21 protein-coding genes are annotated in these 25,951 nt (G+C 71.1%); 9 read left to right on the forward strand and 12 right to left on the reverse strand.

Annotated elements, in window-relative coordinates; genetic code table 11:
• Positions 1 to 67 precede the first annotated feature (67 nt).
• The gene (gene icmF, locus IFT73_RS11680) at positions 68 to 3,304 is read left to right on the forward strand and encodes a fused isobutyryl-CoA mutase/GTPase IcmF (protein WP_192167754.1); all 3,237 of its coding nucleotides are present in this window, start codon (positions 68 to 70) and stop codon (positions 3,302 to 3,304) included.
• Between the two features lie 21 nt (positions 3,305 to 3,325).
• Here the strand turns inward: icmF and IFT73_RS11685 are convergent, their stop codons facing one another.
• Positions 3,326 to 5,431, reverse strand: coding sequence for a PhoX family phosphatase (locus IFT73_RS11685; RefSeq protein WP_192167755.1), 2,106 nt, complete (start codon positions 5,429 to 5,431; stop codon positions 3,326 to 3,328).
• A 124-nt stretch (positions 5,432 to 5,555) separates the two neighbouring features.
• Here IFT73_RS11685 and IFT73_RS11690 point away from each other — a divergent pair, with 124 nt between their 5' ends.
• Genes IFT73_RS11690 through IFT73_RS11710 form a run of 5 tightly spaced genes read left to right on the forward strand, consistent with a single transcriptional unit; the run spans position 5,556 to position 8,131 of the window.
• Positions 5,556 to 6,053 carry an NUDIX domain-containing protein gene (locus IFT73_RS11690; protein WP_192167756.1) on the forward strand — a complete coding sequence of 166 codons (498 nt, stop codon included), beginning with the start codon at positions 5,556 to 5,558 and terminating at the stop codon, positions 6,051 to 6,053.
• A gap of 5 nt (positions 6,054 to 6,058) precedes the next feature.
• A complete protein-coding gene (locus tag IFT73_RS11695) occupies positions 6,059 to 6,448 on the forward strand; it encodes a hypothetical protein (RefSeq protein WP_192167757.1) in 390 nt (129 codons plus the stop codon).
• A gap of 53 nt (positions 6,449 to 6,501) precedes the next feature.
• Positions 6,502 to 6,894 (forward strand): nuclear transport factor 2 family protein, encoded by a 393-nt coding sequence (locus IFT73_RS11700; protein ID WP_192167758.1) that lies wholly within the window; start codon positions 6,502 to 6,504, stop codon positions 6,892 to 6,894.
• Positions 6,891 to 7,391 (forward strand): thioesterase family protein, encoded by a 501-nt coding sequence (locus IFT73_RS11705; protein WP_197984016.1) that lies wholly within the window; start codon positions 6,891 to 6,893, stop codon positions 7,389 to 7,391. The genes IFT73_RS11700 and IFT73_RS11705 overlap by 4 nt, the downstream gene beginning before the upstream one ends.
• Positions 7,388 to 8,131 carry a helical backbone metal receptor gene (locus IFT73_RS11710; protein WP_192167759.1) on the forward strand — a complete coding sequence of 248 codons (744 nt, stop codon included), beginning with the start codon at positions 7,388 to 7,390 and terminating at the stop codon, positions 8,129 to 8,131. Before IFT73_RS11705 ends, IFT73_RS11710 begins: the two co-directional genes overlap by 4 nt.
• A 3-nt stretch (positions 8,132 to 8,134) precedes the next feature.
• On the opposite strand, the gene IFT73_RS11715 is transcribed toward IFT73_RS11710, so the two are convergent.
• The 9 genes from IFT73_RS11715 to IFT73_RS11755 all read right to left on the reverse strand — a co-directional run bounded on the left by IFT73_RS11715 (position 8,135) and on the right by IFT73_RS11755 (position 19,658).
• Positions 8,135 to 9,163 carry an iron-siderophore ABC transporter substrate-binding protein gene (locus IFT73_RS11715; protein ID WP_192167760.1) on the reverse strand — a complete coding sequence of 343 codons (1,029 nt, stop codon included), beginning with the start codon at positions 9,161 to 9,163 and terminating at the stop codon, positions 8,135 to 8,137.
• A gap of 55 nt (positions 9,164 to 9,218) precedes the next feature.
• A complete protein-coding gene (locus IFT73_RS11720; protein ID WP_192167761.1) occupies positions 9,219 to 9,971 on the reverse strand; it encodes an enoyl-CoA hydratase/isomerase family protein in 753 nt (250 codons plus the stop codon).
• Positions 9,972 to 9,981: 10 nt separating this feature from the next.
• Entirely contained in the window at positions 9,982 to 11,418 is a 1,437-nt protein-coding gene (locus IFT73_RS11725; RefSeq protein WP_192167762.1) for an NAD(P)/FAD-dependent oxidoreductase, read from the reverse strand.
• A gap of 73 nt (positions 11,419 to 11,491) precedes the next feature.
• Entirely contained in the window at positions 11,492 to 12,496 is a 1,005-nt protein-coding gene (locus tag IFT73_RS11730) for a hypothetical protein (protein WP_192167763.1), read from the reverse strand.
• A gap of 51 nt (positions 12,497 to 12,547) precedes the next feature.
• Positions 12,548 to 15,130 carry an ATP-dependent chaperone ClpB gene (gene clpB, locus IFT73_RS11735; RefSeq protein ID WP_192167764.1) on the reverse strand — a complete coding sequence of 861 codons (2,583 nt, stop codon included), beginning with the start codon at positions 15,128 to 15,130 and terminating at the stop codon, positions 12,548 to 12,550.
• Positions 15,131 to 15,246: 116 nt separating this feature from the next.
• A complete protein-coding gene (locus IFT73_RS11740; RefSeq protein WP_192167765.1) occupies positions 15,247 to 16,380 on the reverse strand; it encodes an ice-binding family protein in 1,134 nt (377 codons plus the stop codon).
• Positions 16,381 to 16,739: 359 nt separating this feature from the next.
• Positions 16,740 to 18,314: a ferredoxin--NADP reductase gene (locus IFT73_RS11745; RefSeq protein ID WP_192167766.1), complete on the reverse strand. Its 1,575-nt coding sequence runs from the start codon at positions 18,312 to 18,314 to the stop codon at positions 16,740 to 16,742.
• Positions 18,311 to 19,168 (reverse strand): FAD:protein FMN transferase, encoded by an 858-nt coding sequence (locus IFT73_RS11750; RefSeq protein ID WP_192167767.1) that lies wholly within the window; start codon positions 19,166 to 19,168, stop codon positions 18,311 to 18,313. Before IFT73_RS11750 ends, IFT73_RS11745 begins: the two co-directional genes overlap by 4 nt.
• A 1-nt stretch (position 19,169) precedes the next feature.
• On the reverse strand, positions 19,170 to 19,658 hold the full coding sequence (locus IFT73_RS11755) for an FMN-binding protein (protein ID WP_056605392.1): 489 nt from the start codon (positions 19,656 to 19,658) through the stop codon (positions 19,170 to 19,172).
• A gap of 222 nt (positions 19,659 to 19,880) precedes the next feature.
• Between IFT73_RS11755 and IFT73_RS11760 the strand changes: the two genes are divergently transcribed.
• Both IFT73_RS11760 and IFT73_RS11765 read left to right on the forward strand, forming a co-directional pair.
• On the forward strand, positions 19,881 to 20,813 hold the full coding sequence (locus tag IFT73_RS11760) for a C39 family peptidase (protein WP_192167768.1): 933 nt from the start codon (positions 19,881 to 19,883) through the stop codon (positions 20,811 to 20,813).
• Positions 20,810 to 21,961 (forward strand): hypothetical protein, encoded by a 1,152-nt coding sequence (locus tag IFT73_RS11765; RefSeq protein ID WP_192167769.1) that lies wholly within the window; start codon positions 20,810 to 20,812, stop codon positions 21,959 to 21,961. The genes IFT73_RS11760 and IFT73_RS11765 overlap by 4 nt, the downstream gene beginning before the upstream one ends.
• A 5-nt stretch (positions 21,962 to 21,966) precedes the next feature.
• On the opposite strand, the gene IFT73_RS11770 is transcribed toward IFT73_RS11765, so the two are convergent.
• Positions 21,967 to 23,367: an NAD(P)/FAD-dependent oxidoreductase gene (locus IFT73_RS11770; RefSeq protein ID WP_192167770.1), complete on the reverse strand. Its 1,401-nt coding sequence runs from the start codon at positions 23,365 to 23,367 to the stop codon at positions 21,967 to 21,969.
• Between the two features lie 171 nt (positions 23,368 to 23,538).
• Here IFT73_RS11770 and IFT73_RS11775 point away from each other — a divergent pair, with 171 nt between their 5' ends.
• Entirely contained in the window at positions 23,539 to 24,906 is a 1,368-nt protein-coding gene (locus IFT73_RS11775; protein ID WP_192167771.1) for an FAD-dependent oxidoreductase, read from the forward strand.
• An 82-nt stretch (positions 24,907 to 24,988) separates the two neighbouring features.
• Here the strand turns inward: IFT73_RS11775 and IFT73_RS11780 are convergent, their stop codons facing one another.
• Complete coding sequence (locus tag IFT73_RS11780; RefSeq protein ID WP_192167772.1) at positions 24,989 to 25,885, reverse strand: type IV toxin-antitoxin system AbiEi family antitoxin domain-containing protein; 897 nt, start codon at positions 25,883 to 25,885, stop codon at positions 24,989 to 24,991.
• Between the last annotated feature and the right edge of the window lie 66 nt (positions 25,886 to 25,951).

Below are 25,951 nucleotides of genomic sequence, written 5' to 3' on the forward strand. Positions count from 1 at the left end.
GTTGGACATGCGACTATTTTAGCTCCTAGCAATAGTTCTCCCGCCGGACCGCGACGACAGAGGTGCCATGACCACCCACGACCTTCACGTCCCCACGAACCCCGTGCGCCTCGTGACGGCGTCCGCCCTGTTCGACGGGCACGACGCCTCGATCAACATCATGCGGCGGATCTTCCAGTCGCAGGGCGCCGAGGTGATCCACCTCGGGCACAACCGCTCGGTCAAGGAGGTCGTCGACGCCGCGATCGAGGAGGACGTGCAGGGCATCGCGGTGTCGTCGTACCAGGGCGGCCACGTCGAGTACTTCGAGTACCTCGTGGAGTCGCTGCGCGAGCAGGGCGCCGGCCACATCCAGGTCGTCGGCGGCGGGGGCGGCGTCATCGTGCCCGAGGAGATCGCCCGCCTGCGCACGAGCGGCGTCACGATCTTCTCGCCGGAGGACGGCCAGCGCCTCGGCCTCGTCGGCATGATCAACTCGGTCGTCGCCGACTGCGACGTCGACCTGACGGCGCTCGGCGAGCTCGACGTCGACGCGGTCGTCGCCGGCGACCGGTCCGCGATCGCGCGGGCCGTCACGTTCGCCGAGCAGGGCGCGCTGACCGACGGTCAGCTCGAGCGCCTCCGCGCCGCGGCGTCGGCCCACACCTCCCCCGTCCTCGGCATCACGGGCACGGGCGGCTCCGGCAAGTCGTCGCTGACCGACGAGCTCGTGCGGCGGTTCCGGGTCGACCAGCAGGACAAGCTGCGCATCGCCGTCGTCGCGGTCGACCCCACCCGCCGTCGCGGCGGTGGCGCGCTGCTCGGCGACCGCATCCGCATGAACTCCCTCGACGGCGAGCGGGCCTACTTCCGCTCGCTGGCGACCCGCGGCTCCCACGAGCTGCCGGACTCGCTCGCCGACGTCATCACGGTCGTCAAGGCCGCCGGCTTCGACCTCGTGATCGTCGAGACCCCCGGCATCGGGCAGGGCGACGCCGCGATCGTCCCGTACGTCGACACCTCGATGTACGTCATGACGCCGGAGTTCGGCGCCGCCTCGCAGCTCGAGAAGATCGACATGCTCGACTTCGCCGACACCGTCGCGATCAACAAGTTCGAGCGCCGCGGCGCCAAGGACGCGCTGCGCGACGTCGGACGCCAGATGGTGCGCAACCGCGAGGCGTTCGGCAAGAAGCCCGAGGACATGCCGATCTTCGGCACGTCGGCGGCGACGTTCAACGACGACGGCGTGACGGCCCTCTACCAGCACCTGCGCGACACGCTGGCCGAGAAGGGGCTGCCCGTCGCCGAGGGGGTCCTCCCCCACGTCGACGTCCGACACTCCAGCGGCATCCGCCAGGTCGTCCCGTCCGACCGGGTCCGCTACCTGGCAGAGATCACCGAGACGATCCGCGGCTTCCACGCCGACACCGAGAAGCTCGCCGGTGCCGCGAGCCGGGCCCAGCGGCTCGGGCTGGTGGCCGCCGAGCTGGCCGACGCCGACCTCGACGGCGCGAGCGTCGACGAGCTGCTGACCGAGGCGCGCAAGGCCGTCCCGGCCGAGATCAGCGACCAGATCGAGGCATGGCCGTCGGTCGTCGAGTCGTACTCCGGCGACGAGATGGTCGTGACGGTGCGCGATCGTGAAATCCGCACGCAGCTGACGCGCGAGTCGCTCTCGGGCCTGAAGATCCCGCGCGTCTCGCTGCCCCGCACCACCGACCACGGCGAGCTCGTGCGGTTCTGGCGCAAGGAGAACCTGCCGGGCTCCTACCCGTTCACGGCAGGCGTCTTCAGCTTCAAGCGCGACGGCGAGGACCCCGCCCGGATGTTCGCCGGCGAGGGCGACCCGTTCCGCACCAACCGCCGGTTCAAGCTGCTGTCGGGCGACGGCGACGCGACCCGGCTGTCGACGGCGTTCGACTCCGTGACGCTGTACGGCCGCGACCCCGACCCGCGCCCCGACGTCTACGGCAAGGTCGGCACGTCCGGCGTCTCGATCGCGACCCTGGAGGACATGAAGGCGCTGTACGACGGCTTCGACCTCGTCGCGCCGTCGACGTCGGTCTCGATGACGATCAACGGGCCCGCGCCGACCGTGCTGGCGTTCTTCCTGAACACCGTGATCGACCAGCAGGTCGACGCGTTCCGCGAGCGCGAGGGACGCGAGCCGTCCGACGCCGAGCACGCCGAGCTGCGGTCGTACGCGCTGAAGAACGTCCGCGGCACGGTGCAGGCCGACATCCTCAAGGAGGACCAGGGGCAGAACACGTGCCTGTTCTCGACCGAGTTCAGCCTGCGCATGATGGGCGACATCCAGCAGTACTTCATCGACGAGGGCGTGCGGAACTTCTACTCCGTCAGCATCTCGGGCTACCACATCGCCGAGGCCGGGGCGAACCCCATCAGCCAGCTCGCGTTCACGCTGTCGAACGGGTTCACGTACGTCGAGTCGTACCTCGCCCGCGGCATGGACATCGACGACTTCGCGCCCAACCTGTCGTTCTTCTTCTCCAACGGCATGGACCCCGAGTACTCCGTGCTGGGCCGCGTCGCCCGCCGCATCTGGGCCGTCGCGATGAAGGAGAAGTACGGCGCCAACGAGCGCTCGCAGAAGATGAAGTACCACGTGCAGACGTCGGGGCGTTCGCTGCACGCGCAGGAGATGGACTTCAACGACATCCGCACGACCCTGCAGGCGCTCATCGCGATCTACGACAACGCCAGCAGCCTGCACACCAACGCGTACGACGAGGCCGTCACGACCCCGTCGGAGGAGTCGGTGCGCCGGGCCCTCGCGATCCAGATGATCATCAACAAGGAGTGGGGCCTCGCGATGAACGAGAACCCCACGCAGGGCGCGTTCATCACCGACGAGCTGACCGACCTGGTCGAGAAGGCCGTCCTGGCCGAGTTCGACGCGATCAACGAGCGCGGCGGCGTGCTGGGCGCGATGGAGACGGGCTACCAGCGCGGACGCATCCAGGACGAGTCGATGCTCTACGAGCACCGCAAGCACGACGGCTCGCTGCCGATCATCGGCGTCAACACGTTCCGCAAGCCGCACGTCGAGGGCGAGGAGCCGCCGACCGTCGAGCTGGCCCGGGCGACCGAGGCGGAGAAGGAGTCGCAGCTCTCGCGCGTCCGCTCGTGGCAGGAGTCGCACACGCGCGAGGCCGCCGAGGCCCTCGAGCGCCTGCGCCTCGCCGCGATCCACGACGAGAACGTGTTCGCGGTGCTGATGGACGCCGCGCGCGTCTGCTCGCTGCAGCAGGTCACCGAGGCGTTCTTCGAGGTCGGCGGGCAGTACCGGCGCAACGTCTGAGCCGGTACCGCCCGCGCGGCGTCACATCCCGATGCTGCGGCCGCTGCGCTGCCACACCGCGACGACCGACGGACGCGGCACCCGGCCGGCCCCGTCGGGCCACGTCGACGCGGGTGCCGTCGCGGTGGCGCCGTCCTTCTCGCCGGGGTGCTGCACGGCCACCAGCACGCGATCGCGCTCGATGACCGGGCCGCAGGTCTCGGCGCCGGTCGGCACCGTGAGGAACTGACGGGTCGCGCCCCGCTCGGGGCCCTCCACCGCGACGCCGAACAGGCCGTCGTGGGAGCCCAGCGCGTTGCCGTCGGTCGAGATCCAGAGGTTGCCGTAGCGGTCGAACGCGAGGTTGTCGGGGCACGAGATGGGCGAGACGTCCTTCGCCGCGTAGCCGCCGAAGTACGTGCTCGGGTCGGCCGGGTCGCCGCACAGCAGCAGGATGTTCCACGCGAAGCGGGTGGCACCCGCGTCACCGCGCCGTTCGACGAGCTCGATGACGTGGCCGTTCTTGTTGGCCTTGCGCGGGTTGGCCTCGTCGGGGCCCGCCGCGCCGGCGGCACCGCGGTTGGAGTTGTTGGTCAGCGCGATGTAGACCGCACCCGTGCGCGGGCTCGGCTCGACGTCCTCGGGACGGTCCATCTTGGTCGCCCCGACGATGTCGGCGGCCAGCCGCGTGAACAGCAGCACCTCCTCGGCGGTCATGCCGGGGACGAACGAGCGTCGGCCGCTGACCAGCGGGATCCACTCCCCCGACCCGTCGAACTGACCGTCGGCGGGGAGCCGGCCGGTGCCGTCGATCTCGATGGCCGGCGAGTCGCCCGTGAACCTCGCGACGTACAGCGTGCCATCGTCGAGCAGGTCGGCGTTGTGGCGGCGGGCCGACGCCGACGAGCCCTTGCGGACCGTCTTGGCCGAGACGAACTTGTAGAAGTAGTCGAAGCGCTCGTCGTCGCCCATGTAGACCGCGACGTGCCCGTCGTCGGTGATGCGCGGCTGCGCCGCCTCGTGCTTGAACCGGCCCAGAGCGGTGCGCTTGCGCGGCGTCGACGTGGGGTCGTAGGGGTCGATCTCGACGACCCAGCCGAACCGGTTGGCCTCGTTGGGCTCCTTGGCGATGTCGAAGCGGTCGTCGAAGCGCTCCCACTTGCGCTCGGTCGCGGTGCCCGCGATGCCGTAGCGCGCGAGCCGCTTGGCCGTCACGGGATCGGCGACCGTCGCGGCGTTGGCGAAGTACTGGTTGATGTTCTCCTCGGCGGTCAGCCACGTGCCCCACGGCGTCAGCCCGCCGGAGCAGTTGTTCAGGGTGCCGAGCGCCGTCCGGCCGGCGGGGTCGGCCGTGGTGCGGACGAGCGGGTGCCCCGCGACGGGACCCGTCAGCTCGAACTCGCTCGTGGTGTGGAACCGCCGGTTGAGCCGGTGACCGACGACGGGCTCGAGCGCCCCGGTGCGCCGGTCCTCCCTCACCGCGACGACGCTCAGGCCGTGCGCCGCCCAGGCCGTCTCGACCTGCTCGCGCGTCGGGTTCGCGGGGTCGTACCCCGGGAACATGAGCGTCTCGCTCGTGTACTCGTGGTTGACGACCATGAGTCGCGTGCGGCCCGCCAGCGGCAGCACACCGACGAAGTCGTTGTTGAAACCGAACTGGCGCTTCTGCCGCTCGGCGGACTGCTGGTTCAGGTCGAACGCGGGCGTGCGCCTGAACAGCGGGTCGCCCCAGCTGATGACGACCTGCTGGTCGTACCCCGGGGGCGTCACGACGGCGTCCTGCACGTTGGGCGCGACCGGGGTGAACCGCAGCCCCTTGGGCGTCCGCGCGCCGTGGTGGCCGGCCGGACCACCGGGACCGGACGGACCTCCCTTCGGCCCGACGGCGGCCGCCGGGCTGCCGGCCAGACCCGCGCCGGCGACCGCCACGGCGCCGACGACGGCACCGGCCCGCAGCACGCTGCGGCGCGAGAGGGCCGACTCCATGACGTCCGCGAACGTCTCGTTCGACGACGCGTTGGGCGCCTCGTGGGCGCAGGCGTCGCCGCACCGGTAGCGGCACGTCAGGGCGGCGCGTCCCGACGAGCACGGCGACGAGGCGCCGGTTCCGATGACGGGCAGCAGTGGGCGGTCGGGTGCGATGCTCATGTGGAAGGTCCCCTCGACGGCTGACCCGGACCGGTCGGCCCGGTGTCGGCTCGACGGTAGGAGGGCTGCGCGAACGCGAGGTGTCCTTCGGGTGAACGCGCCCGGACCGCACTAGCGTGGACGCATGGCGACTCCCGAGTTCATCCTCGCCCTGCGCGAGAAGATCGGCACGACACCCCTGTGGCTCCCGGGCGTCACCGCCGTCGTGATGCGCGACGACGGCGAGCACGGCACCGAGGTGCTGCTCGTCAAGCGCCTCGACACCGGCGAGTGGTCGCCGGTGTGCGGCATCGTCGACCCCGGCGAGGAGCCCTCGGACGCGGCGGTGCGCGAGGTGCTCGAGGAGGCCGACGTCCACGCCGTGGTCGAGCACCTCGCGTGGGTCCACGTGACCGACATGTACACCTACGACAACGGTGACCGGACGCAGTACGTCGACACCGTCTTCCGCCTGCGGTGGGTCTCCGGCACCCCGTTCCCCGCCGACGGCGAGAACACCGACGCCCGGTGGTTCCCGCGCGACGCGCTACCTGCGATGTCGGCCGACATGGGTCGGCGCGTCGCCATCGGTCTCGACGAGCGCGCCGAGGCGCGCTTCGGTCCGGCCGAACCGGGTACGTGAGGCCCATGTCTGACATCCAGTGGTGGGTTTGGGTCCTGATCGCCCTCGTCGTGGTCGCGGTGATCGCGGCCGCCGTCGCGATGTCGCGGACCGCTCGACGCAAGAAGGAGCGGGCGCGCATCGAGCACGACGAGCACCAGCGCGAGAAGGCGGCACTGCTGCGCGAGGACGCCCGGCTGACCAGCGTCGACATCAAGCGCCGTGAGGCCGAGTCGCTCGCTGCCGCGGCCGACGCCGAGGAGGCCCGCCTGGCCGCCGACGAGCTCGAGCGCAAGGCCGCCGAGCACCGTGAGGACGCCGACCGCACCCGCGACGCGGTGGACGACCGACTCCTCGAGGCCGACCGCATCGACCCCGACGTCCAGCCCGACGCCGACGGGGATCGCCGCGCCTGAGCCGCCGACACCGGCGATAGGGTCGCAAGGGTCGCCGACCTGAGAGGTGCTCGATGCCCGAGAACGACCCCATCGCCCGATGGCACGAGATCGTGCGTGCCCAGGACCCCGACCTGATCGACGACCTGCTCGCCGAGTCGGTCGTGTTCCGGTCGCCCGCGGTCCACACGCCGCAGGAGGGCCCGCAGCGCACCAGGGCCTATCTCGCGGCTGCCCTCGTCGTGCTGGGCCCCGGGCTGACGTACCACCGCGAGTGGCGGCGCCCGTCGTCCGCGGTGCTCGAGTTCACCACGACGATCGCCGGCACCGAGGTGCACGGCGTCGACATGATCGAGTGGGACGACGACCAGCGCATCACCGAGTTCACCGTCATGGTGCGTCCCGTCAAGGGACTGCAGGTGCTGATGGAGCACATGGGCGCCGAGCTCGCCAGGGCGGCGTCGTGACCGTGCCCACCTACGAGCAGGTCGACGAGCTGCCGCGCCACCTCGAGCGGGTCGTGCCCCCCGAGTTCATCGACGAGAACGGGCACATGAACATCGGCCGCTACCTCGAGCTCGGCGGCACGGCCCTGTGGCTGCGCTGCCAGCGCGAGCTCGGCATGCCCGACGACTACATCGCGCAGCGGGGGCTGTCGACGTTCACCGCCGAGCACCACCTGACGTACCACTCCGAGGTGCTCGAGGGGCATGACGTCTCGGTGCGGGTGCGTCTCGTCGGACGCTCGGGCAAGGTCCTGCACGCGGTGTGCCTGATCGTCGACGAGACCCACCGGCGTCTGGCGTGCACGATGGAGACGACGATCGTCCACATGGACATGACGTCCCGCCGGCCCGTCGACTTCCCCGACGAGGTCGCCGCCCTGATCGACGCAGCGCTCGAGGCGGACGACGTCTCGTGGCCCGCCCCGGTGTGCGGTGCGATGGGCGTGCGCCGCCGGTGAACGACGACCTCGGCCACCCCGTCGACCTCGCCCGTCCGGCCCGCCGGATCGTGTCGCTGGTGCCGTCGCTGACGGAGGCGATCGCCGCGACCCGTCCGGACGCCCTCGTGGGGGCGACCGACTGGTGCACGCACCCCGCCGATCTCGACGTGGCGCGCGTCCGCGGCACCAAGAACCCCGACCGGTCCGCGATCGCCGCCCTGGCCCCCGACGTCGTCATCGCCAACCGCGAGGAGACCCGCGAGCTCGACGTCACGCGCCTGCGGGCCGCGGGCGTCACGGTCTGGGTCACGGTGATCGAGACGGTCGACCAGGCGTTCTCGTCGATGCGGCGGATGTTCGTCGAGGGGCTCGGCTGGGACGTGCCGACGTGGCTCGACGACGCCGAGCGGGCGTGGGCCGAACCTGCGGCGGACGACGGGCGCCGGGTCGCGATCCCGATCTGGCGCGATCCGTGGATGGTCGTCGGCTCGCGCACGTTCACCGGCGACGTGATCGCGCGGCTCGGGCTCGTCAACGCCTTCGACGACTCCCCCGACCGCTACCCGCACGCGGAGGCGGCCGAGATCGACGCGGCCGCCGATCTCGTGCTGCTGCCCGACGAGCCCTACGTCTTCACCGACGACGACGGGCCCGAGGCGTTCACGTCGCCGACGCGACTCGTGTCGGGTCGCGCCCTCACCTGGTACGGCCCCTCGATGCTGACCGCCCGCAGCGAGCTGGAGCAGGCCCTGCGCTGACACCTAGCCGCCGACCTCCTGGGGCGACTCGCCCTTGACGGCCGCCTCGAGGCGCGGGGTGATCCTGTCGAGCGCGTACATCAGGCTGAGCGGCGTGATGAAGTACAGCGCGCCCGCGAGGGTCCCGTCGGTGTAGACCGCTCGGTTCTGCTGCACCGCCTTCAGGGTGTCGAACGTCGGCATCGCCCTGAGGTTGTCGAGGTTCTTGTCCTCCTCGGTCGCGAAGACGATGACGTCGGCGTCGATGACGTCGAGCTTCTCCTCGGGGATCGCCGCCTGGATGCCCGGCCCCTTGCTGTACTTCTCCAGACCCGGCGTGATCGCGAACCCGAGATAGGTCAGGAACTCGGTGCTCAGACCCTCCTGGTAGGCGTACAGCAGACCGTCGTAGGCCAGCCCCTGTGCGAACGTGGCAGTCTTGCCCGCGAACTCGGGGTGCTCGGCGGCGACCTTCGCGTAGGCCGCCTTGGTGTCCTCGACGATCTGCCGACCCTCGGCCTCCCTGCCGAGGGCCTTGGCCGTCTGGACGGCCTGCTCGTCCCACGGCGAGAAGTACTGGGTGCCGCCCTTGGGCTGGGCGACGGTGGGGGCGATCTTCGCCAGCTGTTGGTACATCTTCTGGTCGAGGCCCGCGTTGACCGCGATGATCAGGTCGGGCCTGAGCGCGGCGATCTGCTCGTACTGGGGGCCGTCGGCGTTGTTCAGGACCGTGGGCTTCGCGGAGCCGAGCAGGTCGTGCGCCCACGGCCAGACGGCGTCGGGCTGCTGGCCGTACCACTCGGTCGTGGCGACCGGCGTGAAGCCGAGCTGCAGGACGGTGTCCTGCTCGGTGAGGCCGGCCACGACGATGCGCTTCGGCTCGGCCGCGACCGTCGTCTCTCCGAACTCGTGCTCGACCGTGACGGGGAACCGGCCGTCGGGGTCGGCCGCTGCCGTGTCGTCTCCGGCGCCTCCACCGCAGGCGGCGAGCGCGGTCATGGCGATCACGGCGACCGCGGTGGTCAGGGTGGTGCGCCAACGATTCGTCGTCACGTTCGAGCATCCTTTCGCTAAGGTTTGCCTAACCTTAGCGATGAGGTGTGGGCGCTCAGCGGCGGGTGAACGCCTCGACCAGACGGCGGGCCTCGTCGCCCGTGACGGCGGCGGCGATCGTGGCCGACTCGTCGGCCCCCTGCTGCGGACCCGGCGTGTCCCAGGAGCTGCGGATCAGACGGCGCGCCTGGCCCAGTGCATGCGGCGCCGACGCGGCCCACCCCGTGGCGATCTCGTCGACGCGCGCCTCGACCGCGTCGTCGTCGACGACGGTCGTCACGAGCCCCCAGTCGAGCGCCTCGTCGGCGCTCAGCACCCGTCCGGTCAGGGCGAGATCGAGGGCCCGCTGCTGCCCGACCGCGCGCGGCAGCAGGTACGAGACGCCGCAGTCGGGCGTCAGGCCGATGCCGGGGTAGGCCATGACGAACTTGGTCGCCCTCGACGCGACGATCACGTCGGCGCTCAGCATGACGGCCAGACCCGCTCCGGCGACGGCACCGCGGACGCCCGCGACCACCGGCGTGGCCAGGGCGGCGAGGTCGCGCAGGGCGCCCTCGAGCACCGTCGCGAGCTCGAGCAGGTACGCGGCCGGGTCGTCCGACGCGAGGAACGACGTGACGTCGCCGCCGGCCGAGAACCGCTTGCCCTCGGCCGTCAGGGCGATGGCCCGGACGTCGTTGGACGAGACCGCCGAGACGGCCTGCGCCATGTCGCGGGCCGTCGGCAGGTCGAACGAGTTGGACTGCTCGGGACGGGCCAGGACGATCCGTCCGACGCCGTCGACGACGTCGTGGGTGATGGCGGGCATGGCCCGCAGCCTACTGGTCGAGCGCGGTGGGCGGGGTCGTCGACTTCTGGCCGGGAGCGTCCTTGGCCGACATGGCACCCACGGGCGCCTTCTTGGCGGCGGTCTTCTTGACCGGGCTCTTCTTGGCCGGCGCCTTCATGTGCGAGCGCGCCTCGACCATGACGGGCTTGAGCGCGACGATCGGCGGCGTCTCGCCCACGATCGCGTTGTGCGTGCCGCCGAGCAGGTACTTGGCCGTCAGGTTGATGAGCGTCGCGAAGCGGTTGCGGTTGCCCAGCAGCGTCGCGATGTGGAGGGCGACCCAGATGATCCAGGCCGGGAAGCCCTTGAGCCGCGGCAGGAACTTGATCTCCGCGATCGCCGAGTTGCGGCCGATCGTGGCCATCGTGCCCTTGTCCTTGTACTTGAACGGCTTGGGCAGCGTCTTGCCCTTGAGCTCGGCGGCGATGACCTTGGCCACGTGCTTGCCACCCTGGATCGCCGGCTGCGCCAGCTGCGGCAGCGGCTCCTCGGGGCTGACCGAGACGTCACCGATCGCGTAGACGTCCTCGACGCCCTTGACGCGCAGGTGCTCGTCGGTCTCGATGCGGCCGCCGCGACCCTGCGGGACGGCCCACTCCTTGACGGTGTCGTGCGCCGTGACGCCCGAGGCCCACACGACCATCGACGACGGCAGGAACTCCTGCTCGCCGTCGTGCTCGACGAGCACGCCGTCGGGGCGGACCTCCTTCACGGCGGTCTCGAGGCGCAGCTCGACGTCGCGCTTCTCGAGCGACTTCTTGGCGTAGTCGCGCAGCGACGGGTGGAACGGCCCGAGCACGTGCGGCAGCATCTCGACGAGCGTGATGTGGACGCGCTTGGTGTCGAGCTCGGGGTACGTCGTCGGCATGTCGTTGTTGCGCAGCTCGGCGAAGGCGCCGGCCGTCTCGACACCCGTCGCGCCACCACCCACGACGATGATGCGCAGGTCGCGGTCCTGGCCGTTGATCGCGGCGTCCTCGAGGTTGGCGAACATCCGGTCGCGCACGGCGAGGGCCTGCGAGCGGCGGTAGAGCGGCATGGAGTGCTCCGCCGCGCCGGGGATGCCGAAGAAGTTCGCCGTCACGCCCACCGCGATCACGAGGCTGTCGTACTTGACGTCGAGCCCGCCGTCGAGGTGCAGCGTCTTGCTGGCGTGGTCCATCGAGGTCACGGTGCCCTTCAGGAAGCGCACGTTGCTCTGCTTGGCGCGGATCGCGCGCAGGAACCAGGTGATGTCGCCGGGGTTCAGGCTGGCGGTCGCGACCTGGTAGAGCAGCGGGTTGAAGGTGTTGTAGTTGTGACGGTCGATGAGGGTCACGTCGACGTCGGCGCGCTTGAGCTTGCGGACGGCGGCGATGCCACCGAACCCACCTCCCACGACGACGACGTGGGGGCGCTTCAGGACGGACGCGGTGGTCTCGGACATACCTTCAGTCTAGTCCTCGGGCCCCCGCCGATGCACATCCGGTGGCCGTGATTGTCCTGACAAACTTTCGCTGTCAGGACGGACCGAACCACGCCTTCGCCTCGGGCTTGCGCAGCTGCAGGAACGCCACGACCGCGAGGACGCCCCACGGCAGTCCGAGGGGGAAGCCGACCCACGAGACGATGAACGTCACGACCGCCATCACGAACAGCGGAGTGCCGCCCGACCGGCGCCTGACGAGGGCCAGGGTCGCCGCCGCGATGCCCGCCAGCCCCAGCACGACGGCGATCGACGACAGCGTCGTGATGAGCGTCATGCCGCGGTCGAACTCGCTCTCGGACCCGACCATCTCGGCCCCGAGACCGCCCTGCTCGACCACGGCGTCGTAGTCGATCCCCGTGAGCAGGATCGCCATCAGCATGAGGGCCGAGAGGCCGGCCGCGACGATCGAGCCGATCATCGTCGTCCAGACCGCAATGCTGACGGGCCTCGGCAGCGGCTCGCGCCGCGGCGCGGGGCCGAACCCCGGCGGGTACGGGTAGGTGGGCTGCTGCTGGACCGGCGCCGCGGGGACCGTCACCGCCGGGGCCGGGGTCGGGGTCGGCATCACCTTCGGGGCCGGCGGCGGGTGCCCCGCGAGCGTGCGGAAGTAGGTGCGGATCTCGCCGGTCCACAGGCGGATCGTGAACACGACCGCGAGCGCGCCCAGCATCGACAGGAAGAAGCTCGTGCCGAGCGCGCCCGCGAACGTCGCGAGACCCACGAGGCCGATCGCGACGGTCATGCCGACGCGGCTGGCGCGGTCGCCCCGCGCGGTGAACACCGCGAAGACCGCGCCGGCCGCGGCCAGCACCGCCAGCACCGTGACGAACGTGCGGTAGGCGGTCTCGGCCCCGTCGGCCCCCACACCGGCGTCGCGCAGGACGCGCAGGGCGAACGAGACGTCGTCCGCACGGCTCTCGGCGTTCCACGACGAGACCACCGTGACGGCACGGATCGACATCACCGCGGAGAGCAGGCCGAGGTAGAGACACGCCCCCGTCAGGATGGGCGGGCGCTTCACGGAGGCGTCACTCATGGGCCTATCGAACCATCCGGCGACAACACGCCGACCCCCGCCGCCGGGCGCCTACGCGGCGCGGACCGTCAGCTCGTCGCCGTCGCGGTCCACCACGACGGTGTCGCCGTCGCGGACCTCGCCGCCCAGCAGGGCACGGGCCAGACGGTCGCCGATCGCCTGCTGCACGAGCCGGCGCAGCGGACGGGCACCGTAGGCCGGGTCGAAGCCCGTCAGCGCGAGCCACTCGCGTGCCGCCGCCGTGACGTCGAGCGTGATGCGCCGCGTCGCCAGCCGCTTCGCCACGGCGTCGACCTGCAGGTCGACGATGTGGGTCAGCTCGTCGGTGCCGAGCGCGTCGAACGTCACGATCTCGTCGAGCCGGTTCAGGAACTCGGGCTTGAACGAGGCCCTCACGACGTCCATCACGGCATCGCGCTTGGCGGCGTCGTCGAGCGTCGGGTCGGTCAGGAACCTCGACCCCAGGTTGGACGTCAGGATCAGGATCACGTTGCGGAAGTCGACCGTGCGGCCCTGGCCGTCGGTCAGGCGCCCGTCGTCGAGCACCTGCAGCAGGATGTCGAAGACCTCGGGGTGCGCCTTCTCGACCTCGTCGAGCAGGACGACCGAGTAGGGGCGCCGCCGCACCGCCTCGGTGAGCTGGCCGCCCTCGTCGTAGCCCACGTACCCCGGGGGGGCACCGACCAGGCGGCTGACGGAGTGCTTCTCGGAGTACTCGCTCATGTCGACGCGGATGATCGCCCGCTCGTCGTCGAACAGGAACTCCGCGAGCGTCTTGGCCAGCTCGGTCTTGCCGACGCCGGTCGGCCCGAGGAACAGGAACGAGCCCGTCGGACGGTCGGGGTCGGAGATGCCTGCCCGCGAGCGGCGCACGGCGTCCGACACGGCGGTCACCGCGGTGCGCTGGCCGATCAGTCGCTTGCCGAGCTCGTCCTCCATGCGCAGGAGCTTGCCGGTCTCGCCCTCGAGCAGACGTCCGGTCGGGATGCCCGTCCACGCCGCGACGACCTCGGCGATGTCGTCGGCGCCGACCTCCTCGTGCACCATCGAGTCCTCGTCGCGGTCGGCCTCGGCGGCCTGGGCCTCGGCGAGCTGGCGCTCCATGCCGGGGATCTCGCTGTAGAGGAGCCGGCTGGACGTCTCGAGGTCGCCCTCGCGCTGCGCCTTCTCGGCGGCGCTGCGCACCTCGTCGATGCGCTTGGTGATCTCGCCGACCGCGTTGAGCGACTGCTTCTCGCGCTCCCACCGCTGCTCCAGACCGCGCAGCGCCTCCTGCTTGTCGGCGAGCTCGACCCGCAGCTTCTCGAGCCGCTCGCGGCTCGCGTCGTCGGACTCCTTGTCGAGGTGCAGCTCCTCCATGCGCAGCCGGTCGACCGAGCGGCGCAGCTCGTCGATCTCGATGGGGCTGGAGTCGATCTCCATGCGCAGGCGGCTGCCGGCCTCGTCGATCAGGTCGATGGCCTTGTCGGGCAGCTGACGGCCCGGGATGTAGCGGTCGGACAGCGTCGCCGCGGCCACGAGGGCGGCGTCGGAGATGCGGACGCCGTGGTGCGCCGAGTAGCGCTCCTTCAGCCCGCGCAGGATCGCGATGGTGTCCTCGGGCGTCGGCTCGTCGACCAGCACCTGCTGGAAGCGGCGCTCGAGCGCGGGGTCCTTCTCGATGCGCTCGCGGTACTCGTCGAGCGTCGTCGCACCGATCATGCGCAGCTCGCCACGGGCCAGCATGGGCTTGAGCATGTTGCCGGCGTCCATCGCGCTGTCGCCACCGGCGCCCGCGCCGACGACGGTGTGCAGCTCGTCGATGAAGGTGATGACCTGGCCGTCCGACTCCTTGATCTCGGTCAGGACGGCCTTCAGACGCTCCTCGAACTCGCCGCGGTACTTGGCGCCCGCGACCATCGCCGCGAGGTCGAGCGAGATGAGACGACGACCGCGCAACGACTCGGGGACGTCTCCGGCGACGATGCGCTGCGCGAGACCCTCGACGACGGCGGTCTTGCCGACGCCGGGCTCGCCGATCAGCACGGGGTTGTTCTTGGTGCGGCGGCTGAGCACCTGCACGACGCGGCGGATCTCGCTGTCGCGGCCGATCACGGGGTCGAGCGATCCCTCGCGCGCGACGGCCGTGAGGTCGACGCCGTACTTCTCGAGCGACTGGTAGGTGTCCTCGGCGTCGGGACTCGTGACCCGCGACGTGCCGCGCACCGCGGCGAAGGCCGCCTGCAGGGCGTCGGCGGTCGCGCCGGCGTCGACGAGCAGGGTGCGGGCCGGCGAGGCGACGGTCGCGACGGCGACCGTGAGGTGCTCGGTCGAGACGAAGTCGTCGCCCAGCTGGTCGGCGAGGTCCTGGGCGCGCTGCAGCACCTCGTGGCTCGAGCGGCTCAGGCCGGGGTTCTGGACGCTGGCCCCCGAGGCGCTCGGCAGCTGCCCGAGGACCGTCGCGAGGCCGGCCGTGATCGTCTGCGGGGCCACGCCCGCGGCCTGGACCAGAGGTGCTGCGGTGCCACCGTCCTGCGTCAGCAGGGCGTGCAGCACGTGGGCCGGCTCGACGGCCGGGTTGCCCGCCGCGGCGGCGGACGAGATCGCGCTGCTCAGCGCCTGCTGGCTGCGCGTCGTGAACTTCGCAAGGTCCATGGGTGCTCCTGTACGTCGGGGAACGGTGTCACCGGGTACAACACCTACGAAGTTGAGTCCATTCCTGTCAACTCTGTCCCACCGTCAGGTCTACCACGCCGCGAGGGCAGGGCCGTTCAGCCCCGGTGCGAACCGTGCTGACGTCGCCGGCTCGCCACGACCAGCCCGGCGCCGAGCAGCACCGCGAGGACGCCGACGGGGGCCAGGTACATCGGCGGTCCTCCGGCGTCCGGGATGCCGGTCGCGCTGGACGACGTCCCGCCGTCCGCGAACGAGTCACCGCCGGCGGCGTCGCTGTCTCCCGCGCCACCGTCCGAGCCGTCGCTGTCGCTGTCCGAGCCGTCGGACGAGCCACCGTCACCGTCGGACGATCCGCCGTCCGACGAGTCCGTGCTCCTGGTCGGGCGCGGCGTCGGACGCGTCGAGGCGGACGGGGCCGGCGTGACGGGCGCCGTCGTGGCCGTGGTGGGCGGCGGGGTCGTCGCCGCGGCGCAGGTCGGGCTCGTGAACGTGTTGCTGTCGAGGGTGATGGCACCGACGTTCGAGAGCAGACGCCCCGCGAACGTGGCCCCCGTCCGGGCGGAGATGTCGTTGCCGGCGAGGATCGTGCCCTGGAAGTCCGTGTTGGTGCCGATGACCGCGTCGTTGCCGATCTGCCAGTACACGTGGCAGGCCTGGGCGCCGCGGGTGAACACTACCTGCGCGCTCGACGCGACGTTGAAGTCCGCGGCGACCTGGATGATGAAGACCGAGCTCGGGTCGTTCTCGCCGTCGAGCGTCAAGGTGCTGGTGAAACCGAGCGATCCTGCGCGCGTGTAGGTGCCTCCCGTGAGCGTCTGACCGCCGATCTCGCCGAGCAGCGGGGTGTTCGGGATGACCGGGGCCGCAGCCGCCTGCCCGTACCCGACCAGGAGGTCGGCCTTCGCGGCCGAGACAGCCAGATTGGCCCCGCGGCGCACGTTGCCGGGCGGGCTGATGGCGCCGTTGTCGGCCACGGTGGTCTGGATGCCGGCCGAGGCCACCAGGCCCACGACCGTCGTCGAGCCCGTGTTGGTCACGCCTTCGCCGGCGAGCACGGAGTAGTCGAGGGCTGTGCCGAGGCCCGGGTCCGGCGGGCCGGCCGCGCGGGCCGGGCCGGCCATCGACACGGCGGTGACGGCGATGACCGCCGCGAGGCCCGTGGCGGCGGTGGCGAGGACGAGGTGGTGGCGAGAGGGGCGCGTCAACGCCGGGACGTGCGAGGCGATCATGGTCGATCCTTCAGGTGCCGCGGCCGGGGCCGGCAGATGGGTCCCCCCTGACGCCGGCGCAGAGCAGCAGGGCACGGCGCACCAAGGGGGCGATGGATCCTCGACGCAGTGGTCAGCCGACCGGTTCCAGGGGTCCGAGGGTGCTGATGCGTTCCGAGCACGCGCCCCACGGTGGGACGCCAGGTGATGTGACCGACGCTCTCCCGGGTCGGTCACATCTCGCGCGGTCGGGACGAGGTCCAGGTCCGGTCTGCCGATTATCGGCCTCCGACAGGAGCGCACAGGGCGCCGTCCGGCGGGGACTCCTCGATCCTAAACGCCGGAACGACGGGCCGCGAGACGAATCTGGACCCTACCGCTCAGTAACCCGAGAAGTAGTCCGTGTGCAGCCCGGCGACGCGTCCGCGCAGCCCCGGACGGACCGCGTTGACCATCGCCGGCGGGCCCGACACGTACGCCCGACGGTCGGCCAGGTCCGGCACGGCCCCGGCGATGACGTCGGCCGACAGGAACGCGGCGTCGACGTGCGTCCAGCCCGCGGGGAGCTCGCCGGGACGTCCGGGGCACACCAGCACGACGCGAACGCCCGCGAGCTCCTCGACGAAGGGCACCTCGTCGGCCGACGTCGCCCCGTACACGAGGACGGCGTCGCGCGATCCCTCGTGGCGCAGCTGGCTGAGGAACGGCGTGATGCCGATGCCGCCGGCGACCAGCAGCAGCGGCGTGGCCGGATCGGCGGGCAGGACGAAGTCGCCACCGATGCCCGTGCCACGGACGCGCGACCCGGGCTCGAGGTCGAGCAGGGCGCGCTTGAAGCTCGACGACCTCTCGGGCACGCGCAGCGTCAGGGCCAGGCGGTCGTCCTGCGGCGGCGAGCTGATGCTGAACGTCCGGCGTGCGCCGCGGCTGTCCATGCCGCGGTGCGGCACCGACAGCTCGAGGTACTGGCCCGGGACGAACGCGACGCCGCGACGCGACCGGAACGTCAGCTCGTGGACGTCGCCCGCGACCCGGCGCGACGTCTCGAGCTCGAGGTCGAGCCCCGACCGGCGGGCGAACGCGAAGGCCACGAGGTTGCCGACCAGCAGGGCGATCTCGGGCGAGATCGCGAGCACGCCGAGGTCGGGCGGGGAGTCGGTCAGCAGGAGGATCCACGTCGGGTACGCGAAGACGACCGCGGTCACGGCCGCGACCACGAGCTGCTGGCGGCGCCGCGGTGGGAGCGTCAGCGGCTCGCTCAGCATGAAGCCCGCGAGGAAGACGATCGGGTACGAGTACGCCGTGAGCTTCAGGACGTCCAGGAACGACTGGTCGGGCGAGGCCTGGTCGACGAGCCGCACCAAGATCAGCACCGTCGCGACGACCACGAACAGCAGCCCGACCCCGAGGCGTCGGGTGCGCCACAGCACGAGCAGCGCGCCGACCGCGACGAACGGGAAGAGCTTCTCGGTCGCGGCGGTCTGCCACAGGGCGTTGATGCGGGCCTCGCGCCCCACGACCTCCTGCAGCACGACGACGAGGAAGGCGCCGGCGGCGGCGGGGTTGAAGACGTGGCGCCCGCGCCACGCCAGGACGTACTTCGAGGCCTGGGCCAGCACCGCGGCGATGCCCAGCCAGACCAGCTGGCCCGTGTCGACCGGGATGATCGGCACGAACAGGAAGTACAGGAGCAGCGCCGTGATGATCGACGACTCGGCGTGCGGGCGCACGCGGAACGCCAGACCCATCAGGCGGCTGCCGACGTACGAGGCGACGAGCAGGACGGCGAGCGCCATCAGGTTGTCGCCGGTCGACAGGCCCTCGATGACGCCGGTCGCGGTGAAGATCGTGAACACCACGACCAGCAGCGACAGGACGATCGTCACGAGCCGGTACATCGTGACCTTGCCGAGCTGGCGGTCGAGGACGTCTCGGACGGGGGCGAGTGCGGTCATGTGAAGATCTCTCCGGGAAAGTCTGGCGACCACTGGACGCGGCCGTCGGCGTGCATGCGGACGAACTGGTGGTCGAAGCGCTGCATCAGCAGCGCGGGATCGGCGAAGAAGTGGGCGGTCGCGAGGCCGTCGGCCCGCATGCACGACTGCGGCGCGACGACCCAGGTGGCGATGACGTCGGACGTCGGACGTCCGGTGCGGGCGTCGAGCACGTGGTGCAGGCCGTCGCCCCAGGCGCGCCGGTTGGTGGCCGAGGCGCACAGGGCGTCCTCGGGGTCGATCTCGGCGACGCCGATCGCGCGGCCCGCGTCGAGCGGGTGCTCGAGCGCGATCCGGAGCGGGGCGGAGCCACCGTGGTAGAGATCGCCGCTGGCGTCGATCGTGAGCTGGTCGACCTCACGGCCGACGATCCCGGCGACCAGGTCGACCAACAGGCCCTTGCCCGCGGCGCCGACGTCGATCAGCACGGGCTCGGTCGTCGTCAGGACGCCGGCCGACAGGTCGATGCTCGACCACGGCGGGGTGACCGCCGGGTCGTCCGACGCCGTCAGCGAGTAGGACGCGTCGTACCCCAGGTCGGACAGGGTCTGACCGATCAGCGGGTTCACGGCCCCGTCCGTGAGGTCGTCCAGCTCGGTGAAGAGCTCGAACAGCACGCCGGCCTCGTCGGGCACGTGCCACTGGCCCGCGCCGCGCGCGATGTCGGCGACGAGGGAGTCGTCACGGAATCGCGACCAGCTCTCGTCGAAGCGCTCGATGCGCCCGAGGACGGCCGCCCGGACGTCCGGGGCCAGCGGCTCGCGCGTGTCGATCTGCCACGCGGTGCCGATCGCCTCGAACGTCCAGGCGTGCACGTCAGGCGTTCGCTTCGGCCTTGATCTGGTCGATCGCGTCGTTGAAGCCCGTGGCGGTCAGCGAGGATCCGGCCACCTTCGACACGTCGAGGTCGTCGAGGCTCTTGCCGACGACCTGGTCGGCGATGCCGCCGGCGAACTGGGTCTGGTACTGCTTCGACGTGCCGTTGGACGCCTCGGGCGTCACGGTGACGTCGGAGATCGTCCCGTCCGAGAGCGTCAGCTCGACCTTGACGGTCGACTCGCCACCGGGGTTGCTGTAGCTGCCCTCGGCCTCGTACGTGCCGTCGGCGTAGCCGGCCTCCTCGGCTCCGACATCGGGGGTCTCGGACTCCTCGGTCGGCGCGTCGGACGTCGGGGCGGCCGACGTGGCCGCCGGGGTCGACGCTCCGGAGTCGGACTCCTCGCTGGTGCCGCACGCGGCGGTGATCAGCAGGACGGAGGCCGCCGCGGCGGCGGAGAGCATCTTCTTGTGGGCGGGGAGGTTCATCGGTCGGGCTCCTGGGCTCGGCGTGATGGATGAAGGTTCAACAGGTCCAACGGATCATCCCAGCGTTAGGTTCCCCTTCCCGCACCTCACAGTCTCCTGACAGGAGGGGCGCAGGCAAGCGCCTGTGCACGACGTCGTTGACACCACTTGCGGGCTGTCTCTAATGTGCTACCCATTCGTATCGCTACTGATAGGTAGCACTGGCATCCATCGGGGGACACCATGAGAAGAGCCATCTGCACCGTTGCCACCACCGCCCTGCTCGCGATCGTCTGCACAGCCGTGCCGGCCGGCGCGGCCACCGACGACGAGCCGGGCGTCGGATGGAAGCTCGGGCCGGGCCAGAAGACGCTTGCCGACGACCCGCGCGCCATCGCCGAGAAGCCGCTGACCGACGCGCTGGTCGATCTGTACAAGGCGTACGACGAGGTCGAGAAGCCCGGGCTGAGCTCGGCCCAGCTGTCGGCGGCGGCCCGGCGTGCCACGCAGCTACAGGCCAAGGTCGAGAAGCTCAGCGGCGAGCCGTTCGAGAACCTCGCACCCGCGCCTCGCGCCATGACGACGTCGCGGACGGCCAGCGCCGACGCGGTGGCGGCCGCCGCGGTGCCGAGCTCGCACTTGCTGCCCGTCCAGCACTCGACGCAGATCAACGACTACTACTGCGGGCCAGCGTCGACGCTGATGGCCCTGCGCGCCATGGGTGCCAGCGAGCACAGCCAGCTCAACAGCTCGCACACGCTGGGGCAGTCACGATTGGCCAGCAGCACCTACCTCGCCACGTCCTCGAGTGGCGGCACCTACATCTACCGGATGCCCACCACGATGCGTGACTGGGCAGGGGTCTCGTCGAAGGTCTACACGGGCCTGGACCGGGCGGGCCTCAAGTCGGTCGTCCGACGCAGCAACGGGCAGTACAACAAGGCCCTGATCTACGGGACGCACGAGAACGCCGGCACGAGTGCCAACCACTACAACAACCACTACACCAACAAGGCGCTCGACCACTTCGTGATGGGTTACGGCTACTCCGAGAGCGGCGACCGTGTCCACTACGCCGATCCCGTCGGCGGTCGGTGGCCCCAGTCCGACAAGAAGCGCTCCATGACGACCAACGCCATGGCGGGCTTCACCGCGATGTACGGGACCGTCGCTTGACCCGCCGTCCCCTCGTCCTGCTGGCGGTCGTCACGGCTCTCGTGGCGGCTGCCTGCACCGCGGGGTCCGAGGCGCCGTCGCCGCGACGAAGGCCGACGGCGACGGTCGTCACCGTCGGTGCCGGCACGACCGTCCCCGCCATGGTCGAGGGCACCGACTACCGCGTCGTCAGGGACGTGCCGGCAGAGATCGGGGGCGAGACGATGACGTACTACGCCGTCCGCGACGACGGCAGCAGCGCAGTGGCCGTCCGGTACCCCTCCGACAAGGACCAGCAGACGGCAGGGGCGCCATCGCCGGACCGACTCCTCACCGTCGACCTCGAGACCGGTGGGACGAAGGCCCTGTTCACGCGAGACGACGACAGCGAGCTGACCGACATCACCGAGGTGTCACGTGGCAACGGCTACCTGGTCTGGCTGCAGAGCGCTCCCGACAGCTACAGCAGCCTCACCTGGGACCTCTACTCCTACGACCTGGCCACGAAGACCGAGCGGCGGATCGCCTCGTCGGCCGAGCTCGGCATCGACGACCCGCCATGGCCGTCGTTCGAGAGCATCCGACCGCAGATCGTGGGCGACGACGTCTACTGGGCGGCGGTCGAGGCGGTGAAGGGGAACACCCCTGCGACGGCGATCTACCGCGCACCACTCGATGGCGCCGATCCGATGACGAAGGTCATCGACGACGCCACCGACGTCTACGCCGACGGCGGCGACCTGTGGTTCCAGCGCGACGGGCAGATGCTGGCGTGGGACGCCTCGGAGGGTGCCGAGAAGAAGGCCGGCACCGCCGCGGTCCATCAGCCGTGCGGCGGCTACTTCCACGAGGGCACTCTCGTGCAGATCGACTGCGGCGGCAAGGGCTCGCTCGTCGTCACGGAGAAGTCGGGCCGGCGCACGACCCTGCGCGACGTCGACGGGCCGGGCTACCTCAACGCCACCTCACGGTGGGTCGGCTACTCGATCGATGGGCAGGCGTACGTCTACGACCTGTCGCGTCAGCGGCTCATGCGCATGAAGGGGGCACAGGGGTACTCGGCGCAGGACTTCTCCGGCAATCGGATGTTCTACATCCAGCAGCACTCCGGCACCGCGGACGACCCCCACGACGCGACCTACCCCTACATCGCCCTGCTGCCGGAGTAGGTGGGTCAGAGCTCGCGCAGGGCGTGGGTCGCGGCGTTGTAGCCGCCCATGCCGTGCACGCCGCCGCCCGGGGGCGTCGACGCCGAGCAGATGTAGAGCCCCTTGACGCCGAGCGAGTAGGGGTTGGGCGACATGCGCGGCCGCATGACGAGCTGCCACGGATCGTTGGAGCCGCCCGCGATGTCGCCGCCCAGGTAGTTGGCGTTGTGGGCCTCGAGCTGGGCCGGGCCCGACACGGTCTGCGCGACGACGCGGTCGCGGAAGCCCGGCGCGAACCGCTCGATCTGCGCGACGATCGCCTCGGTGACGTCGCCGGTGTAGCCGGTCGGCACGTGCGCGTACGACCACACGGGGTGGACGTCGCCGGCCGAGCGTCCGGGATCGGCGAGGTACTGCTGGCACAGCAGCACGAACGGGCGCTCGGGCATGCGTCCGGCGTGCACGTGGTTCTCGGCCGCGTTGACCTCCTCGAGCGTCCCGCCGACGTGCACCGTGCCGGCCTTGCGGGCCCACTCGTTGGTCCAGGGCACGCCGCCCTCGACCGCGAAGTCGACCTTGAAGATGCCCGGGCCCGTGCGCCACTTCGTGAGGGGCCTCGACACCCGCGACGGGAGCCGGTGGCCCGCGACCTGCAGCACGGTGTGCGGAGACGTGTCGAACATGACGATGTCGGCCTCGGGCAGCTCGGTGACCCGGTGACCGGTCTCGATGCGTCCGCCGTGCTCGGCCAGATCGGCTGCCAGGGCCGCCGAGATGGCCTGCGACCCGCCCTTGGCGACGGGCCACCCGTAGGCGTGCCCCGTCATGCCGAACATCAGGCCGAGCCCGCCCGTCGTGGGGCGCTGCAGCGGCTGGACGGCGTGGGCGGCCATGCCGGCGAACAGCGCGCGGGCCTCGTCGGTCTCCCACCGGCGCGCGATGACCGTGGCCGGCAGCAGGGCGCGCAGGCCGAATCCGGCGAGCAGCAGGGGGTGGCGTGGCACGTGGATGAGGGGGCCGAAGATCTCGGACGTCAGCTCGTCGCAGTGCCGGGCCAGCGGCTCGTAGAGCCGGCGCCACGCGGGGCCGTCGACCCCCAGCGCCTCGACCGTCCGGTCGAGGTCCTGGAAGAGGACGCCGGCCCGTCCGCCGTCGAGCGGGTGCACGGCGTCGACCTCCGGGAACAGCCACTCGAGGCCGTGGCGCTCCAGGCCCAGCGACTGGAAGAACGGCGACGCGACACCCGTCGGGTGCGCCGCCGAGCAGATGTCGTGCAGCACGCCCGGCACGTTGAGCTCGGCCGAGCGGGTGCCGCCGCCGATCTCGTCCTCGGCCTCGAGCACCGTCACGTCGACGCCCGCCCGGGCGAGCACGACGGCGGCGGAGAGGCCGTTGGGACCGGACCCGACGACGACGGCTGAGGTCATGCCCCCAACCTAGTGCGAGGGGCCTCGGGCCGCCGATCGCGCGGACGGCGTGACCCACGTCACCTGCATCGCGTTCGCATTCTGGACGAATTTCCCGCTGCGGGACAGTGCTTTAGGCTTGCCTAAGAGCGTGGCTCCCTCCCAGGGGGCGGCCCTTTTCCAGGAGCATCCATGAGCAGGCAGTTGCGAGTCGCCGTCGTCGGCGCCGGTCCCGCCGGCATCTACGCCGCCGACATCCTCACGAAGTCCGAGTTCGGCGACGACGTCAGTGGCGTCACGATCGACATCCTCGACCGCGACCCCACGCCGTTCGGCCTGATCCGGTACGGCGTCGCGCCGGACCACCCGCGCATCAAGGAGATCGTCAAGGCGCTCAAGCGCGTCCTGTCGAACGACGACATCCGGTTCTTCGGCAACGTCAACTACGGCGCCGACCTCAAGCTCGACCACCTGCAGCAGTTCTACGACGCGGTGATCTTCGCGACGGGCGCCCGCGCCGACCGCGACCTCGACATCCCCGGCATCGACCTCAAGGGCTCGTTCGGCGCGGCCGACTTCGTCTACTGGTACGACGGCCACCCCGACGCCCCCCGCGAGTGGGACTTCCAGCCGCACGCCGAGTCGGTCGCCGTCCTCGGCGTGGGCAACGTGGGCCTCGACGTCGCCCGCATGCTCGCCAAGACCGCCGACGAGCAGCTGGTCACCGAGATCCCGCAGAACGTCTACGACGGGCTCAAGGCCAATGCGGCCAAGGACGTCCACGTGTTCGCCCGCCGCGGCCCGGCGCAGGTCAAGTTCACGCCGATGGAGCTGCGCGAGCTGTCGCACTCCCCCAACGTCGACGTCATCGTCCACCCCGAGGGCTTCGAGCTCGACGAGGGCTCGATGGACTCGATCCGCGCGTCCAAGAGCGTCAAGCTCGTCGTCGACGTGCTGCAGAACTACCTGGCCAAGGAGCCGACCGGCGCCGACCACCGCATCCACATCCACTTCTGTCAGAACCCCGTCGAGGTGCTCGGCGAGGACGGACAGGTCGTGGGGCTGCGCACCGAGGTCACCGAGCTCGACGGCACGGGCAACGTCCGTGGCACCGGCGAGTTCGTCGACTGGCCCGTGCAGGCGGTCTACCGCGCCGTCGGCTACCGGTCGGACAACCTGGCCGGCATCCCGTTCGACAACAACAGCGCGACGGTGCCCAACGACGGCGGCCGCGTGATCGACATCGACGGCGAGCCGCTGCCCGGCGCGTACGTCACGGGCTGGATCAAGCGCGGACCCGTCGGCCTGATCGGCCACACCAAGTCGGACGCCGCCGAGACGATCCGCCTGCTGCTCGAGGACGTCGACCGGCTCGCACCCCCGGCCAACCCCGCCCGCGAGGACGTCGACGCCTACCTCGAGGGCCGCGGCATCGAGTTCACGACCTGGGAGGGCTGGGAGAAGCTCGACCAGCACGAGATCGACCTGGGCGAGGCCGTCGGCCGCACCCGCGTCAAGGTCGTCCCCCGCGACGAGATGGTGCGCATCTCCCGCTCCTGACACGCCGCAACGCAGCGCAAGAATCTGGGTTTGTCCGCGCGGGCGCGGACAAACCCAGATTCTTCCGTGCTCCCACGCCGACTCAGGACGTGGACCGGCGCAGCTGGTCGATCACGACCGCGCGCTGGCGACGGATCGCGTACGAGCTGAACACCAACGTCCGACGACCGTCGATCACAATCTCGTTGAGCCTCTTGAGGTCGCCATCCCACTGCTCGACGTCCATGTGGGGAACGCCATGCACCTCGACGGCGAGGTTCAGCACTTCCCACCACACGTCGAGGTAGTACCGCCCGTCGGCCCGGCGCACGACGGCTTGACGTTGCGGCGACGGCAGGCCGACCTCGCGGCGGATCTCGTCGAATGAGCGCTCGGGCAGCGACTGGATGCCACCGGCAGCATCGAGGCACGACTCCACGATCAGCGCGCGGCGCCGACAGGACCCGCGGCGAGCCAGCGCCTCCCTGAGGGTGCGCGGTACCACGATGCCCTTCTGCGCGGCCGACAAGACGATCTCGCGGGCGCGCTTCTCCTGGTCCTCCCACGACGCCGCGTCGATGACGCTGCGGGCAGGGCGGGTGCGGGGTGGTGTGCGCAGGGGATGGACGTCACGCGTGTCGAGGTGGACCGACCAGTGCAGGTCGAGGTCGTCGTACGCGACAGGCGCGGCGCCCATCGGTGCCACGACGACGGGCCGCCGCGGCGTGAAAGCCGTGAAGCCGTCGTGGCCCAAGGCAGTCAGGCCACCGAGGACGGAGCCGGGCGGCGATGCGAGCAGGGCCACCCAGTCACGCTGGGTGGGGGTGAGTGGACCGGTGTGGTTGACGAACACGCCGCGCGCGGGGCGTGCCCACCGTCCGGACGCCACCAGCCGGTACAGCTGGTGGCGGGTCATGAGGGTCAGCGCCTGGGCGCGAGTCGTGACCCCGTGCTGCTCGGTGATGAACGGCGCTCCTGACGCGACAAGGACAGCGTGCATGCCCCGAGCGTGCGCAGCCGATGCGGACGTCCGCGACCTGCGGCGGGCAGCCTGTGGGCATTCCGG

It is taken from the genome of Aeromicrobium sp. CFBP 8757, from assembly GCF_014841755.1.
Classification (GTDB): Bacteria; Actinomycetota; Actinomycetes; order Propionibacteriales; family Nocardioidaceae; genus Aeromicrobium.